General features: G+C 27.0%; 18 protein-coding genes and 3 pseudogenes. 7 read left to right on the top strand and 14 right to left on the bottom strand.

The window, feature by feature from the left end:
• Together ACOTVC_RS03230 and flhB are read left to right on the top strand one after the other, a co-directional pair.
• The coding region (locus tag ACOTVC_RS03230) for a methyl-accepting chemotaxis protein (RefSeq protein ID WP_421627696.1) at positions 1–526 on the top strand (526 nt) is incomplete at its 5' end.
• An 88-nt stretch (positions 527–614) separates the two neighbouring features.
• Positions 615–1,691, top strand: a complete 1,077-nt coding sequence (gene flhB / locus ACOTVC_RS03225) for a flagellar biosynthesis protein FlhB (RefSeq protein WP_047208604.1) — start codon at positions 615–617, stop codon at positions 1,689–1,691.
• On the opposite strand, the gene ACOTVC_RS03220 is transcribed toward flhB, so the two are convergent.
• Positions 1,683–2,462: a sulfite exporter TauE/SafE family protein gene (locus ACOTVC_RS03220; protein ID WP_421627694.1), complete on the bottom strand. Its 780-nt coding sequence runs from the start codon at positions 2,460–2,462 to the stop codon at positions 1,683–1,685. The two genes, flhB and ACOTVC_RS03220, sit on opposite strands and share 9 nt — an antisense overlap.
• Positions 2,463–2,595: 133 nt before the next feature.
• On the opposite strand from ACOTVC_RS03220, the pseudogene ACOTVC_RS03215 reads away from it, so the two are divergent.
• Positions 2,596–2,790, top strand: a pseudogene (locus tag ACOTVC_RS03215) (N-acetyl sugar amidotransferase); the annotation flags it as partial.
• Positions 2,774–2,950 (top strand): annotated as a pseudogene (locus ACOTVC_RS03210) (imidazole glycerol phosphate synthase subunit HisF); the annotation flags it as partial. The pseudogenes ACOTVC_RS03215 and ACOTVC_RS03210, both read left to right, overlap by 17 nt.
• Here the strand turns inward: ACOTVC_RS03210 and pseH are convergent.
• From pseH to ACOTVC_RS03160, 10 genes and pseudogenes are all read right to left on the bottom strand, one after another.
• Positions 2,918–3,382 carry a UDP-4-amino-4,6-dideoxy-N-acetyl-beta-L-altrosamine N-acetyltransferase gene (pseH, locus tag ACOTVC_RS03205; RefSeq protein WP_087685477.1) on the bottom strand — a complete coding sequence of 155 codons (465 nt, stop codon included), beginning with the start codon at positions 3,380–3,382 and terminating at the stop codon, positions 2,918–2,920. The pseudogene ACOTVC_RS03210 and the gene pseH sit on opposite strands and share 33 nt — an antisense overlap.
• Complete coding sequence (gene pseG / locus ACOTVC_RS03200) at positions 3,379–4,203, bottom strand: UDP-2,4-diacetamido-2,4,6-trideoxy-beta-L-altropyranose hydrolase (protein WP_087685478.1); 825 nt, start codon at positions 4,201–4,203, stop codon at positions 3,379–3,381. The genes pseH and pseG overlap by 4 nt, the downstream gene beginning before the upstream one ends.
• Positions 4,178–4,900: a WbqC family protein gene (locus ACOTVC_RS03195; protein ID WP_192860661.1), complete on the bottom strand. Its 723-nt coding sequence runs from the start codon at positions 4,898–4,900 to the stop codon at positions 4,178–4,180. Before ACOTVC_RS03195 ends, pseG begins: the two co-directional genes overlap by 26 nt.
• A 65-nt stretch (positions 4,901–4,965) precedes the next feature.
• Positions 4,966–5,640 carry a class I SAM-dependent methyltransferase gene (locus tag ACOTVC_RS03190; protein ID WP_087685479.1) on the bottom strand — a complete coding sequence of 225 codons (675 nt, stop codon included), beginning with the start codon at positions 5,638–5,640 and terminating at the stop codon, positions 4,966–4,968.
• 2 nt (positions 5,641–5,642) lie between these two features.
• Positions 5,643–6,329, bottom strand: coding sequence for a class I SAM-dependent methyltransferase (locus ACOTVC_RS03185; RefSeq protein ID WP_250323771.1), 687 nt, complete (start codon positions 6,327–6,329; stop codon positions 5,643–5,645).
• Positions 6,320–7,021: a pseudaminic acid cytidylyltransferase gene (gene pseF / locus ACOTVC_RS03180; protein ID WP_087685480.1), complete on the bottom strand. Its 702-nt coding sequence runs from the start codon at positions 7,019–7,021 to the stop codon at positions 6,320–6,322. Before pseF ends, ACOTVC_RS03185 begins: the two co-directional genes overlap by 10 nt.
• Entirely contained in the window at positions 7,014–7,808 is a 795-nt protein-coding gene (locus ACOTVC_RS03175) for an AAC(3) family N-acetyltransferase (protein ID WP_087685481.1), read from the bottom strand. The genes pseF and ACOTVC_RS03175 overlap by 8 nt, the downstream gene beginning before the upstream one ends.
• A gap of 40 nt (positions 7,809–7,848) precedes the next feature.
• Positions 7,849–8,292, bottom strand: a pseudogene (locus tag ACOTVC_RS03170) (AMP-binding protein); the annotation flags it as partial.
• A 10-nt stretch (positions 8,293–8,302) separates the two neighbouring features.
• Positions 8,303–9,241 carry a 3-oxoacyl-[acyl-carrier-protein] synthase III C-terminal domain-containing protein gene (locus ACOTVC_RS03165; RefSeq protein ID WP_412097387.1) on the bottom strand — a complete coding sequence of 313 codons (939 nt, stop codon included), beginning with the start codon at positions 9,239–9,241 and terminating at the stop codon, positions 8,303–8,305.
• Between the two features lie 83 nt (positions 9,242–9,324).
• Positions 9,325–9,549: an acyl carrier protein gene (locus tag ACOTVC_RS03160; protein ID WP_087684897.1), complete on the bottom strand. Its 225-nt coding sequence runs from the start codon at positions 9,547–9,549 to the stop codon at positions 9,325–9,327.
• A gap of 82 nt (positions 9,550–9,631) precedes the next feature.
• Here ACOTVC_RS03160 and ACOTVC_RS03155 point away from each other — a divergent pair, with 82 nt between their 5' ends.
• Positions 9,632–10,663 (top strand): hypothetical protein, encoded by a 1,032-nt coding sequence (locus tag ACOTVC_RS03155; protein ID WP_087684896.1) that lies wholly within the window; start codon positions 9,632–9,634, stop codon positions 10,661–10,663.
• On the opposite strand, the gene ACOTVC_RS03150 is transcribed toward ACOTVC_RS03155, so the two are convergent.
• Both ACOTVC_RS03150 and ACOTVC_RS03145 read right to left on the bottom strand, forming a co-directional pair.
• A complete protein-coding gene (locus ACOTVC_RS03150; RefSeq protein ID WP_087685253.1) occupies positions 10,660–10,890 on the bottom strand; it encodes a phosphopantetheine-binding protein in 231 nt (76 codons plus the stop codon). The two genes, ACOTVC_RS03155 and ACOTVC_RS03150, sit on opposite strands and share 4 nt — an antisense overlap.
• Positions 10,891–10,919: 29 nt before the next feature.
• The gene (locus ACOTVC_RS03145; protein ID WP_421627691.1) at positions 10,920–12,413 is read right to left on the bottom strand and encodes an amino acid adenylation domain-containing protein; all 1,494 of its coding nucleotides are present in this window, start codon (positions 12,411–12,413) and stop codon (positions 10,920–10,922) included.
• A gap of 59 nt (positions 12,414–12,472) precedes the next feature.
• Here ACOTVC_RS03145 and ACOTVC_RS03140 point away from each other — a divergent pair, with 59 nt between their 5' ends.
• Both ACOTVC_RS03140 and ACOTVC_RS03135 read left to right on the top strand, forming a co-directional pair.
• Positions 12,473–13,684 (top strand): DUF2920 family protein, encoded by a 1,212-nt coding sequence (locus ACOTVC_RS03140; RefSeq protein ID WP_412097300.1) that lies wholly within the window; start codon positions 12,473–12,475, stop codon positions 13,682–13,684.
• A gap of 16 nt (positions 13,685–13,700) precedes the next feature.
• Complete coding sequence (locus ACOTVC_RS03135; RefSeq protein WP_087685483.1) at positions 13,701–14,450, top strand: hypothetical protein; 750 nt, start codon at positions 13,701–13,703, stop codon at positions 14,448–14,450.
• Here the strand turns inward: ACOTVC_RS03135 and ACOTVC_RS03130 are convergent.
• A complete protein-coding gene (locus ACOTVC_RS03130) occupies positions 14,447–14,686 on the bottom strand; it encodes an acyl carrier protein (RefSeq protein WP_087685484.1) in 240 nt (79 codons plus the stop codon). The two genes, ACOTVC_RS03135 and ACOTVC_RS03130, sit on opposite strands and share 4 nt — an antisense overlap.
• Positions 14,687–14,712 lie beyond the last annotated feature (26 nt).

Here is a 14,712-nt window from a genome sequence, read left to right as displayed (position 1 = left end):
TGTTAAAGACTTAACTGATTCTTCATCAAGCCAAGCTTCTTCTTTAGAAGAAACAGCAGCAGCACTAGAAGAGATTACTTCTTCTATGCAAAATGTTTCTCATAAAACTAGTGAAGTTATTGCCCAAAGTGAAGAAATTAAAAATGTTACTTCTATAATTGGAGATATTGCAGATCAAATCAATCTACTTGCATTGAATGCTGCTATTGAAGCAGCTCGTGCAGGTGAGCACGGACGTGGCTTTGCCGTTGTTGCAGATGAAGTTAGAAATCTAGCAGAAAGAACTCAAAAGTCTTTAGGTGAGATTGAAGCTAATACTAACATCTTAGTTCAATCTATTAATGAAATGGGTGAGAGTATTAAAGAACAAACTACAGGTATTACACAAATTAATGATGCTGTAGCACAAATTGATCATGTAACCCAAGAGAACTTAAAAATAGCAAAAGATAGTGCAGCTATATCTGATAATGTAAATAAAATAGCTAATGATATCTTAGAAGATGCTAGGAAGAAGAAGTTTTAGAATTGAGTGAAATAAATCCAAGTATTCAAATTTGTTTATACTTGGATTTAAATGCTATAGCTTTACTTTAAATTTTTAAAGGTTTTTTATGGCTGCTGATGATCAAGAAAAAACAGAAGAACCCACGTCCAAGAAAATAGAAGATGCACGTAAAGAGGGTAATGTCCCAAAAAGTCAAGATGCATCCGCTGTAGCTGTGCTTGTTATAGCTGTGGTTGTGGTGTTGTTTATGATGCCTTTTATAGGCGAGAGAATTAGTGGTTTATATAGGTTTTATCAAAGTTTTATAGGTATAGAACTTGATTTAAAAATCTTGCAAAAAATTATTATAAAAACCATGATAGAAATGTTTATTATGGTTTTACCTATTACTTTAACAATTATGGTTGCAGGTGTGCTTGGGAATTTAATGCAATTTGGTTTTATTTTTACCACCAAACCCATCACTCCAAATTTTAACAAAATTAACCCTATTAATGGTCTTAAAAATCTTTTTTCTTTGAAAAAAATCATTGAAGCTTTGAAAATTACTCTTAAAGTCGGAGTTGTTTTTGGTATAGCTTTTATTTTTTTATTACAATTTATGAAAGAGCTTCCTAGAGTGGAGCTTTATACGATTTATCCACAACTTTTATGGCTTAGAGACAAGGCTATTATACTTGCAGCTATTGTGATTATAGCTTTTTTGATTATTGGTCTTTTAGATGTGCTTTTAGTAAGGTATCAGTATTTTAAAAATTTACGCATGAGTAAACAAGAAATCAAAGATGAATACAAGCAAAGCGAAGGAGATCCTTTAGTAAAAGGAAGAATTCGTCGTTTGCAAATGGAAGCAGCAAGACGCAGAATGGTGCAAGATGTTGCTAGTGCTGATGTGGTGATTACTAACCCTACCCACTATGCGGTTGCTTTGCGTTATGATAGTTCTAAAGAAGCTGCGCCAAAAGTTTTAGCTAAAGGAGTAGATTTTTTAGCTTTGCGTATAAAAGATATGGCATATGAGTATAATGTGATGATTTATGAAAATCCTCCTTTAGCAAGAGAGCTTTACAAATCTTGTGAGGTAAATGATCTTATCCCACCAGAGCTTTTTAAAGCAGTGGCAGAAGTTTTAAGCTTTGTCTATACTTCCAATAGACAAAAATTTGCTGATAGATTAAAATAAATTTAGCTTTTTAATCAAACTTATAATAGTCATAGTTATAGAAAGAGTGTAAATACCCAAAAGTGCTATGTAGTGTGATTTAAGATTGATTTTTTCCATGATTTTAATACCAAGATAAACTCCTAACATAGAGCTAAGTCCCACTAAGCTTCCATTTTGTAAAACTTCTTTATTGATAATATCATTATATACAAAAGAACTAATTCCTGAAATGGAAGCAAAAATCACAAAAAACAAACTAAGTGGTACTACTTTTTTAGTATCATAGCCTAAAAAATAAGCTAGAATAGGGGTGATTAAAAGCCCACCGCCAATCCCTAAAGATATAGCAAAAATTCCTGTAAATACGCCACAAATTAGCAAAATAGAATTTTTTAAGATATTAGAGTGGTTGATGTTTCCAATGGTGCTTTTTTGATTAAAAGCAAATTTTAAAAAGAATACAATACTCACGCATAAAAAAATACTTGTTAAGGTTATATCTGAAAAATACGAGAGTAAAAGTCCGCTAAACATCGCACCTAAAAAGCCTCCAAAGCCTATGATAAGTCCATCTTTTAAGATTAAATTTTTCTTTTTATAGTTTAAATAAGAACCAAAAATAGAAGCAAAAATCATTTGTACAACAGAAATTGCAACAGAATGGTGAGAGCTAAGCCCTAAAGTAAGCATAAAAGGAACGATGATCATACCTCCACCTATGCCAAAAACCCCTGAAGCTATACCTGAAAAAATTCCTATAATCATATAAGGAAGTAAAGTTAAATCCATAATTTATAAGCCTTTTAAATAAAAATATTGTAACAAAATAAAATTTATTTAGCTTTAGAAAATATAATCATAGTTGATTTATGATGATTATAAGTATTTTGGAGTTGATATGAAATTTTGAAAAAGATGTGTTATGCCAGATACTAAGCCTGATTTGCATTTTAATGATGAGGGAATTTTTGATGCGTGCTATTCGCAAGAAGAGAAAAATTATAAGATAAACTGGCAAGAACGTGAAAAAGAATTTCTAGAACTTGTGAAAAAATATAAAAAACATCCAATATATGATTGTGTGATAGGAGTAAGTGACGGTAAAAATTCCACTTATCATTAATGGAGGACTTTCTAAGCCTCAAGATGGAGTAAAAGCTATACAACTTGGTGCAAATGCATTAGCTGGTGCTTTTATATTTCATTTTAGTCAATACACACCAAATGATATTAAAAAAGAACTTTTAATGCATCAAATTCCTGTTAGAATTGTTTAAGAATATATACCCCCCCCCATCATCTTTTTTAATAATCTTAAAATCATGTTTTAGATATAAATTGAGAGCTTTTGTATTTTCTTTAAAAACACAAGCATTTAAATTTTGAATTTTTAAAACATTAAAAGCGTAGTTTTTAACTTCTTGCATTAAAAGATTGCCTACACCTTTTTGTATACCATAAAGTCCAAATTCACAAGAAGTACTGTTTATATTGATAAAGTCAATTACACCTATAATATTTTTATCATCATAAACTAAAAAATATTTTTTGGTTTTATCTGTTTTTAAGCTAGATAAAAATTTTAGATGTTCTTTTAAGCTAATATTTTGTGTTTTCATGAACTTAGCAATATTTTCATCATTGCGCCATTTTAAAACAAGTTTTATTTCTTCTTGGCTTAAATGGATAAAATCTTTTAAAATGATCATAGAAAATTCTCCACTTCATAACCTTTTTTAGCAAGCCATATGGCAAGCTTTTCTTGATTTTTAGCATAGGCTATGGCTTTAAAATTTGCTTTTAAAATCAAAGCTTCATTGACTAATGAGCTTGCGCTAATGATGAGTTTTTTGCTTTCATTCATTAATCTTGCAAGATTGGGATGGTCTATAATGATTTGTATATTAGGATTTTTATGACTTAATTTTTGCAGTAAATTAAGATGAGAATTTGCTTTTGTAGTGGCTATGATGATGGTTTTGTTTTTACTAAATTTGTTTGCTATATCAAAGGAAATATTTTTTGGATCACTCCCTCCTATGCATATAAAATAATCATAAATTTTTTCTCTTTTTATTTTGCTTTCTTGATAAAATTCATCACGTATTAGGGCATAGGAAAAACCACATCTTAACTCACAATATTTTGGCACTAAATTTTCATAATCACTTTCTTTAGCATAAGCATTGACATTGAGCAAAATATCGCAAAAATGTTCTTTAATTTCATCATCAAAACTTAGAATTTTAATTCCTGTTTCTAATTTTATAAGTTTTTCATCATTGGCGGTGATCTCATAATGATCGATGATTAAAAGTTCAAATTTTTCTTGTTTAATGAGATTGATGAGTTCATATATGCTAGCACTTGTTAGTTCGTATACAGGATAAGGAATATCATCTATTAAAGAGCCTTTTAATGGTAAGCATGCAAAAGACACATCTTGATATTGTTTGGCTAGTAAAAGATCTCTTTTGATATGCCCATGTCCTATAGTGCTAGAGCTATCGCTTCTGATTAAAACTTTCATTTTCTTTTATGATTTCTTTGAATTTGTTTTCTGGATTTTTTTCGTTAAACAAAAAGTCCAAAATTCCCAAATAGGGTATAAAATCAGTTCCTAATTGATTATATTTTGGATGGATGAAATCAAAATACTTAATTTGTATATTAGCATTTTTAAACATCTCTTGTGCTTTTTCTTTTTCAAGGTAATTTTTCGATCCTTCTGGAGAAAGGTATTCATCCGCCTTTAGTATTTTACAAATTTCAAATAAAAGCTTTTCTTTTTTTTCATTTGTTATATTCAAATTAGAAGCTTGTAGAATAGGAGTTTTTATATTTAAATGTTGACAATAGATTTTAATTAATTCCATATTAAAATGTACTAAGTGAGTATGTTTGTATAAGGCGTTTTTTAAAATATGATAGTATCGATCGAAATTAATGCTTTTAGAATAAGCATGATAGATGGTTTTTAAAAATTTATTTTTCCATGTATCATCTTGTTCAAATAAAATATCTTGAAGTGATGTTTTTTGCGGAACTTTTTGCAAATTCAATCCCAACATAAAAGTTTTATTTTGTAATTTGATCTTGTTTCTGCTTTGCCATGATCTTCTTTCAAATTGAACATTATCTAAAAAAACAAAAGTATCAACGCTTTTTATCATGTATATATAACCTATCCAAGGGTTGAAAGTAGGTTGCATTATAGCTATTTGCACCTGCTATCCTTTGAGTGGTATGCATATACCCCCCCCCCATTTGTGTTCAAACTTTGCTATTGTACTCATTTGATTTTTCCATAAATTACAATGTCGCTATCATGAACCAATTTTTCATCTTCTCCCATGATATTAGTATTTTCATAAGTGAGCACTTTAAAATCATATAGGTTTAGATATTCTTTTAAAATTTCAACAAGCTCGTATTCTTGATATAAGGTATTGATACATCCAAGTTCACCTGTGGTGTTATCGTTTGTGATTTTAAAACAATTGTGAGCTATTTTTTCTCCATAACCATATCTATAATCTTTTATACTTCTTGTTCTTAAGAAAAATAAAGCATTGTCTTTATACATAGAGTTTTGTTTGGAAATTTTTAATAAGTTTAAAAAATCTTCTCGCAAAAGATAATTAATTACGTTGGGAATCATAAAAATATCGGCATTGATGTTTGGATTTTTTAAAGGAAATTCCAAGATATTATCATTAAAAAATTCATATTTTTTAGCTTGTATAACATTTTTAAAATTATAATTTGCATTATCTATATTTTCTTTACTTAAATCTACTCCAATGCATTCATAATCATAGTTTGCAAATAAAGAAAGGTTGTTACCATTAGAACAAGCAAATTCTAAAACTTTTTGGTTGTTTTTTCGATGCAATTCTTGTTTAAAAAAGAATTTAATCACTGCTAAGTCAGGAAATTTTAAACCTTTTAAATCTTTCAAATACATTTTTAGTCCTTGGTAATTTTTCCATAAATTATAATATCGCTATCCTTGATATAAACTTTATTTTTTATATTGATATTTTCGCTCGTTATAACTTCAAAGTCATATAAGCTTAAATATTTTTTTAAAATTTCAACCAGTTCGTATTCTTGATAAGCGGTGCAAAGACAATCTTTTTCACCGCTAAAATCGTCATGAGTTAAAATAAAACTACCATTTTTTAATTTTTTTCCAAGTCCATAACGATGATCTTTAGTACTTCTTGCTCTTAAGAAAAAATGAGCATACCCCCCCCCATTTGATTGATACAGATTGTTTTCTTTTGCATTTTGCAATAAAGTTTTAAATTCATCTTTGCTAATATAATTGATTACATTAGGTATTAAAAATACATCTGCATTGATATTTTGATGATTTTTGGCAAAATCAAGCATATTTTCGTTAAAAAAACTTGCATTTTGATAATGCATGATTTCTTTAAAATTATAAATGGCATTTTCATGATTTTGTTTGTTAAGTTCTACGCCAATACATTCATAATCATAATTTGCAAATAAAGAAAGATTATTTCCATTATGAGAAGCAAATTCTAAGACTTTTGCATTTTTTAAAGTATCAAGTTTATTTTTAAAAAACCATCTTACAAGCTCCATATCTGGATATTTAAAACCTTTGATTTTTTTTATAAACATTTATCGCCTTTGTGGAATTGATATAACATTTTAGCAAATTCTAAGTCTTCAAAGGTATCAATATCACAAATTTTATTTCTTGGAAGCAAAAAGGCTTTAGAGTGAGGTTTAAACATAAAATCCTCTTCAATCCACGCCTTTTTTTTACCAAAATAAAATGCACCGCCATCATGATAGGCTTTGATAAGATCTTGGGAGCGTTTATTATAGTTTGATTCATCAAACATATGAACTTTATTTTGCCTATCAAGCCAAAAACCTCTTTGTATAGGGTATTCAAACTCGCAAGCTGAAAATAAAAATTTACATTCTTCTTGACTAAATTGCTCAAAAGCTTTTTGTAAAATAAACTCATCTATAAGTGGAGCTGTTGCATATAAGCAACATACATTTTCATAGATTTTACCTTGTTTTTCTAGAGTAATGATAGCATTTTGGATTACAGCAGTGGAGCTTGTATAATCATCACTCAATTCTTTTTTACGCACAAAAGGAGCTTTAGCACCATATTTTAAAGCAACTTCGATGATTTCATCATCATCGCTTGAGATGATCACTTCATCAAAAATACCCGAATTCAAAGCACTTTCTATGCTATAAGCAATTAAAGGCTTTCCTAAAAAATCAATGATATTTTTTCTAGGAATACGTTTAGAACCACCACGTGCCGGGATAATGCAAAGATTAATCATTATTTTTTAATAAAATTCTTTCATCATGTTTTAATTTTATTAGTGTATCATATAAATATTTTTTAGAATCAATACTTACAATACAAGAATCACCAAATAATTCTTTTTTAAAATTATTATTATTTTTTAAAATTTCTATCTGATTAACTCTAAAGTATGATATAACATTTGGTTTTCGAACATAGTAATTTATATTCGATTCATACATTTTTTTATTATGATCAATAATAATTCCACTAAAATTTTTATAATATCTATATGATACTTTCGCTTTTTCTTCTATAAAATGGGAAAAAGTTAATCCGTTGTTATCCATACCAAATAAAATAATTTTTCCATTTTCTTTAGCTAAAACATCATATACGGAATTATCCCCAAAACAACTGGTTGTATTATGTAGAAATAATTTTTCCTTAGCGCCTTTAATAGCAAAAGAAAAGATAGGATCATTGGTGCGTTTTACGCCATGCCATTTTGTCCTAAAGTATTCTGTTAGAAGTCCAACTTTGCTTTTGGATTCTAAATTGTTGTATATTTCATTATTGCAAAAACTATAAGTAAATGTAGGCATGATTAAAGTACCCTTTTCTCCTATAATCTCAAAGAAGCATTCTAATATAGTATGTAAATATTTATTTTTTGGAACTAATGGTAGGCCAATTTTTAATAATTGACTATGTACACAGACCACATCACCTTTATTTATTCCAATGTTTTTCAAAGTTTCAACTAAATCTTTTTGGGTTATAAATCCTTGACTTGATTTAACAATCTTTAAATCAGGCATAACTTAACTCCTCTTCATTAGATTTGATTTTATATTAATGATTAGTATCTATATGATTATTTAAAGCTTTTTCTAAAGCATTTTCATTTATATCAAAATTTTCAAAATCTTCTGTGAAAATAGTATCAAGATTAAAATCTAAATTTAATTTTTTAGAAGTAATTAAAAGTTTTGGTTTTAAAACTTCTATAACTTTTTCTACACGCTCTTTAGGGCTTTTTTCATCTAAAAGCGTATAAAAATTTCCACTTTTTGCAACACCAAAAAAAGAAAGCAAGCAATCAATTCCTTTGGGAAGTATGATTAATATAGGCTCTTGTGTGCTTTTTATAGGAAGTTTAGAGAGAATTTCGCTTGCTATTTTTTTGCTTAAATCATTAAATTCTTTATAGCTTATACTTTTGCCATTAAACTCAACAAAAGCATATTTACTTCCAAATTTAGCAACACTTTCTTGTAAAAAATCATTGATGTGGGTTATCATATGTATCTTTTTAGATGTAAGCAATATCTATTATATTGAGTTTGTCAAAATCTAAAGAAAATAGAATACAATTTACAGTTATTCCTGCGCCATAGCTAATCATAAAGATCTTTTTTGTAGATTTTATATTGTTGTATTTTTTATATAAAAATAATTCTATAATATTATTGTTTATACCAGCATCACCATATAATGGCAATCTATATAAAAATATTTTATTGGCATTAAGTTCTAGATTTTCGATCATTTTCTTATGAAAAAATAGATTTGGTTGGTGTAAAAAAAAACAATCTATATTGTCTTTATCTATATTGAAACGTTTAAAAAAATTAGAAATAATTACCGGTAGCTTATTTTGTATTGTATTAAATAAAAAATTATTATTGTATTTAGATGTTTGTTTGTATGTTGGACGATAAGCTGCAATAGGATGAGATTCATCTAAAACATGCTTACTGAATATTTGTTGCGTATAGAAACATTCTTGTTTGATGTTACTCTTTTCTATAATAACTGCACAAGCGCTATCACTCTTACTAATTCTTGCTAACTTTTCGCCTGGATAAGTTTTTTTACTTTTTGTAAGAATGCTGATTATTACTATTTTATTAAAGTGATTATTTTCTAGATATAAGAAAGCATCTAATAATACTTGAGAAAAACCAGAACAAAAATATACAACATCCTTACACAATGTTTTTTCATTTAAAAATAAATTTTTATGAATTAAACTAGAAACAGATGGGATAAGGTAATCTGGTGTACTAGTTGCAACTATAAGCATATCAATTTCATTTTTTGTTATTTGCTTATTTGTCAATAGCTGTTCTAAGGCTTTAGTTCCAAGATGAGACGCATATATATTTTTATCACATATATAATGTTGATTAATACCCATATTTTCTTGAGCTATTTTAATTTTTGAACTGTTTTTTTCAAATTCATACATGGAATCATAGAAACTTTTGCATTTTTTTGGCAAAACAATGCTAATAGCTGTTAGTTTATGTCCGTTGAACTGTAATTCCATGTTTATTCATAAGCCTCTTCTAACATAGTTTTTATAGTATCAAAATTTTTAAAATTTTCTACATTTATAAAAGATGAGTTAAGTGGTTTATTGTAATATTTTTCAATCTCTCCTATTAAGGCAATTATATCTATACTATCTATTTTTCCTTCATCAAACAAGTTGTCACTGTTTTTAGTAATATCTTTCCTATTAATATTATTAAAAAAAAATTGAATTAAATCCATAAATTACACCTTATTTGTTAATAATTAAGAATGATATTATATTATAATTTATACAATATTCATATAAAATAAAAGGATAAAATTGAAAGTTATTGTGCATATTGGAACTCCAAAAACAGCGACAACAAGTATACAGAATTTTTTTGCAAAAAACAAACAATTTATATCCAAGCAAAAATTTTATTATCCAACCGCATTTAGAGTTGCCAATAGACATTGGGTTTTGGTTGATTTTGTAAAACATTGTCTTGACAAATCAATGAATGAGTGTATATCTAGCTATAATTTCAACTTTCATATAAAAAAATTACAACAAGAAATGCAAGAAAACAGTGATAGTACTTTTGTATTTTCTTCCGAAGGTTTTGTTTGGGAATTTAACTCTAAAAACCAAATAGAGACTTTAAATAAGGTCTTGAAGAGACTCGGTTTTAGTGAAATTGTTATTATTGTATATATTAGAGATATATTGGATTATTTAATTTCAAATTGCTCTCAGGATGTGAAAAATAATTTGGGATTTTATTCTGATGAATTAAATCCTGAAGTTCACCCTAAAAAACATATTTTTGATTATAGATGGATTTGCGAAACCTATAGTTCAGTTTTTGGAGATTCAAATTTTATTGTAAGATTATTTGACCAAGAGGAATTTTATCAAAAGAGCTTTATAAAGGATTTTTTACATCAAATAGGATTAAAGTATGATGAGAAATTTTACATACCTGATAAAAGTAATGAAAGTTTAAATTTATATGGAGTATTAATTCAAAAAAATCTTAATAAGATATTGTCTAAAGAGGATATAAATAATTCCCTTTTACAACTTACAAGTAAATATTTTACATGTAAACATGAAAAAGATTTGAAATACATTCCAGAGCAACAAGTACTTGAAAAGTATTACGAATTTTATGAAAATTCAAATGAATGGGTAAGAAAGAAATATTTTCCACATAGAATAAAGCTTTTTTCAAAATCTCCGTTAAATTTTTACAACGGAGATAAAAAAAATCAATTGAAAATAAAAGATATAGAGCAAATAGTAGCTTATATAGCAGATATTATTTCTAATAAAAATAAAACTATAAAGCATTTACGCAAGAGCAATTAAATATTCTTAGTTGCACTACTTATCATATTTTTTATTGCTTCGAAATTTTCAAAATTATCAGGGGTTATTAACTCAGCATCGATTTTTATATTATAAAACTTTTCTATTTCATTTGTTAAATTGATAATATCAATACTATCAATAATACCATCGCTAACTAAGCTATGTTGATTTTCATCAATATCCGTTCTTTCAATATTGATAAATAGTTGATAAATATTATTAATTTTAATTTCCATTTTTTATCTCCTTTAAATTAATTTATCTTTAAAACATTCCTGTCAATCTTCCCGTTTGCATTTAAAACAAATTGTGCTATTTTAATAAATTTCTTAGGTATCATATAAGAGGGGAGTTTGTCTTTTAAAAAGTTTTTAAAATCTAATTCTTGCTCGCTTTCATAAAAACAAATAATTTCTTCTTTAAAGATACAAGCACAATTTCTCACATTCTCATGAGAATTTATAATACTCTCTATTTCTCCAAGTTCTATACGATGACCCATGTATTTGATTTGATGATCTATCCTTCCATAGCATAAGAGTTCGCCAAATTCATTATAAGCTACCACATCACCTGTTTTATAAAGCAAGTCTAAATAATTATCATGCAAAGGATTTTGCACAAAAGCTTGCTTTGTTTTTTCCTTATCGTTGTAATACCCTAAAGAAAGACAAGTTCCTCTTACATAAAGTTCGCCTTTAATTCCCACTTGATTTGGAGTAATCAAATTTAAATTCTCATCAAAGACTAAAAGTTGGGTGTTTTTACAAGCTTTTCCTATGGGCAAAAGCTCATCATCACTAAATTGTCTATCTACTATGTAAAAAGAGCATACATCGGTAATTTCAGTAGGTCCATAAAGATTAGCAAATAAAGCATTAGGAAGATATTTACGCCAAATATTGAGTTGTTTATTTGGCATGATTTCACCACAAAAAAGAATTTTATTTAAATTTTTTAATTTGATGCTATCTACTGCATTAGTATTAGCAAAATAAATCAACACAGAAGGCACCCAAAAAATTGTTGTTATTTTTTCTTGTTCTAAATATTCTAAAATCTTATTTGGGAAAGCAAAAAGGTGGTTAGGTAGTATATGAAGCGTAGCTCCCATTTTAACAGAGCTAAATATGTCCAAAATGCTATTATCAAAATAAAATGGAGCTTGATTGGCAAGTATATCTTCATGGTTTAATTTGAAAGTCTTGCATACCCAAAAAGTGTAATCAATCACACTTTTATGGCTTATGCTTACTCCTTTTGGAGTTCCTGTGCTTCCGCTTGTAAAAAAGACATAAAGTAAGTTTGTATCTATATGATTATTTAAAGCTTTTTCTAAAGCATTTTCATTTATATCAAAATTTTCAAAATCTTCTGTGAAAATAGTATCAAGATTAAAATCTAAATTTAATTTTTTAGAAGTAATTAAAAGTTTTGGTTTTAAAACTTCTATAACTTTTTCTACACGCTCTTTAGGGCTTTTTTCATCTAAAAGCGTATAAAAATTTCCACTTTTTGCAACACCAAAAAAAGAAAGCAAGCAATCAATTCCTTTGGGAAGTATGATTAATATAGGCTCTTGTGTGCTTTTTATAGGAAGTTTAGAGAGAATTTCGCTTGCTATTTTTTTGCTTAAATCATTAAATTCTTTATAGCTTATACTTTTGCCATTAAACTCAACAAAAGCTTTTCTTGTTCCAAATTTAATAACACTTTTTTGTAAAAAATCATTGATGTGGGTTATCATAGACTTCCTTAAAAATTTTTTGGTTATAATAGCATAAAATACAACTAAGAAAGACCAATATGCTTATTAATCAAACTTATTTTATAGACTCTTGTGATGATGTAGAACTTAATATAAAACGAAAAAATAAATTAGAATATAGAATTACTTACGATGATAGCAAAGAAATGAAAGCCATTGTTTTTATGATAGGGGCATATGGATCGAATGTTTCTATATTAGAATTTGATAGACAATATATTGCTCAAAAATATAATGTAATTGTTGTTAATGTTATATATTGGTGTTTTGGTGTAAGACCAGATAATCAAGAGGGGGGGGGTCGATATAGTGCAGAACTGATGATTTTAGAAGAGGATTTAGAAAGTTTAAGAAAAGTTGCATCTGAGTTGAAAATAGAAACAAATGGATTAAGTGTTGAATCTGCAGGATATTTTGTAAATGTTTTGAACCAGCATATACAAGAATTAAAAAATAAATCTAAAGTTGATGATGATTTTCAAGTTAGTATTACTTCGACTTTAATACCACCTCATGGTGAATATCAAAATTATGGTATTATGGCAGCAATTGATCATATAAATGTTTTAAAAGATATTATTCAAAAATATCCACAATTTCAAAGTTTACCTAAAATATATGGTGGATGTTCTTATGGAGGATATTTGTCTTTATTAATTTCTAAAATAGCTCCTTGGCATGTAAGTGCTATTTTAGATAATTCTGGAGAAGCTCTACTTTTGTTGAAATATATTATAGGTAGAAATTTAAATGAAGTTGAGTTTAACATTAGACAAAAAAATATTTCAGTTGGTTGTTTTTTAAAAACTTATTGGAACGTAGATCCTAATTCTTCTTATTGTTTTAAAAATGAAAATTATATGATTAGAGCTTTACTTAATCCGACTCATTTAAATATACAAGCGCAAAAAAATAATATTATAAATTATATAAGTTATCATAGTTCTACTGACTTAATGAGTCCTGTAAAAGATAAAATTCAATTGATGCAAATATATCAGATGTTGGGATATGATGTAAATTTTCATTTGATTAAAGATGAGGATATTGATGGTAGATTTATTAAGCATTCTAATCACGGGGGAGGTATTTCCATAAAAGCATTATTTAAAAAAGAACTACCAAAAATATTAGAAAAATATCAGGGTAAAATTTTTGATTTTAAACAAGATGAAATTTGTTATCCTTGCGGAAATAGTATGTTTGTTTTTAAAGATAATTATGATAAATTTGAGTTAAAAATTATATAGTTTTAATGAGGAAAATATGGAAAATTTTTTTGACCTTTTACATGATAAAGAATTTATTTTTGCGCCAAAATGTTATATGACATGTAATGGGGGATGTTGTCATAATATTTATGCAAAATATTTTAAATTTAATACTTCTAATGATGTTGTTTTACCTGTAATTGAAGCTGAATATTTATCTTTATTGAAAGCAGGAAATAACTATCTTAATAATCACAATAAAGTGGTGTATGAATTAAAAAATAAAAAGAAATTTGTAGTGTATTTTATAAAGTGTTCTTTAGGTGGTTTATGTAATCCACATAATTTAAGACCTTTGATTTGCAAGTTATATCCTTACTATCCAAAGGTTGATTTTGATGGTAATTTTTTAGGAGTTAAACCTTGTGCTTTGTTTGATATTTTTTATAAACATAAAAAAAATAATTTTTGCACGATTACGCATACAGCAGAGGATGAATTTGTTAATGAATTTAACAAAAATACAAAAATATTACAACAAGAGCCTATTATGATATTTATTTTTAAAGCTTTAGAGTATATAGAAGAAGCTTTGAAAAAATATACATATGAGTATTATGGAAAAGAAGTATATTTAGATGAAATGTCTGAAGATGAAAAATATGATTTTTTTGCTATGCAAGAATTAAATTCAATGACATTGAAGGCATATAAAAATGATGATTTTATTAATAAAATTCAAAATCTATATGATATTTTAGAGCAAAAATATCAAGATAGATTTTGTAAGTATTTTATAGATTAATTTACAAAAGCCTGCATAAGCATTTTTTGAATACTTTGAAAGTCTTCAAAGTTATTTGGTATTATAAATTTAGCATCTAATGATTTATTGAAATATTTTTCAATTTCCATTATGAGTTTCATTATATCTACACTATCAATAATATCATCTTCTACTAAATTTGTATCATTTTCATTTATATCATGTCGCTGAATGTTTTCAAATAAAGTTTTGATAAGTTTTGTCGAAATTTCCATATAAATCCTTTTTTTTGTATAATTTA

This window comes from Campylobacter sp. GB48 (assembly GCF_049221845.1).
Lineage (GTDB): Bacteria > Campylobacterota > Campylobacteria > Campylobacterales > Campylobacteraceae > Campylobacter_D > Campylobacter_D lari_C.
This window is presented reverse-complemented; position numbering and strand designations above follow the sequence as displayed.

What these genes read in the sequence shown, in the direction of transcription:
- ACOTVC_RS03160 (WP_087684897.1), bottom strand. Translation starts at nt 9,549, where the DNA reads ATGGATTTAATTCAATTTTTTTTTAATAATATTAATAGGAAAGATATT.
- ACOTVC_RS03220 (WP_421627694.1), bottom strand. Translation starts at nt 2,462, where the DNA reads ATGGATTTAACTTTACTTCCTTATATGATTATAGGAATTTTTTCAGGT.
- ACOTVC_RS03145 (WP_421627691.1), bottom strand. Translation starts at nt 12,413, where the DNA reads ATGATAACCCACATCAATGATTTTTTACAAAAAAGTGTTATTAAATTT.
- ACOTVC_RS03140 (WP_412097300.1), top strand. Translation starts at nt 12,473, where the DNA reads ATGCTTATTAATCAAACTTATTTTATAGACTCTTGTGATGATGTAGAA.
- ACOTVC_RS03130 (WP_087685484.1), bottom strand. Translation starts at nt 14,686, where the DNA reads ATGGAAATTTCGACAAAACTTATCAAAACTTTATTTGAAAACATTCAG.
- ACOTVC_RS03185 (WP_250323771.1), bottom strand. Translation starts at nt 6,329, where the DNA reads ATGTTTATAAAAAAAATCAAAGGTTTTAAATATCCAGATATGGAGCTT.
- ACOTVC_RS03135 (WP_087685483.1), top strand. Translation starts at nt 13,701, where the DNA reads ATGGAAAATTTTTTTGACCTTTTACATGATAAAGAATTTATTTTTGCG.
- flhB (WP_047208604.1), top strand. Translation starts at nt 615, where the DNA reads ATGGCTGCTGATGATCAAGAAAAAACAGAAGAACCCACGTCCAAGAAA.
- pseH (WP_087685477.1), bottom strand. Translation starts at nt 3,382, where the DNA reads ATGATCATTTTAAAAGATTTTATCCATTTAAGCCAAGAAGAAATAAAA.
- ACOTVC_RS03175 (WP_087685481.1), bottom strand. Translation starts at nt 7,808, where the DNA reads ATGCCTGATTTAAAGATTGTTAAATCAAGTCAAGGATTTATAACCCAA.
- ACOTVC_RS03165 (WP_412097387.1), bottom strand. Translation starts at nt 9,241, where the DNA reads ATGTATGAATTTGAAAAAAACAGTTCAAAAATTAAAATAGCTCAAGAA.
- ACOTVC_RS03190 (WP_087685479.1), bottom strand. Translation starts at nt 5,640, where the DNA reads ATGTATTTGAAAGATTTAAAAGGTTTAAAATTTCCTGACTTAGCAGTG.
- pseF (WP_087685480.1), bottom strand. Translation starts at nt 7,021, where the DNA reads ATGATTAATCTTTGCATTATCCCGGCACGTGGTGGTTCTAAACGTATT.
- pseG (WP_087685478.1), bottom strand. Translation starts at nt 4,203, where the DNA reads ATGAAAGTTTTAATCAGAAGCGATAGCTCTAGCACTATAGGACATGGG.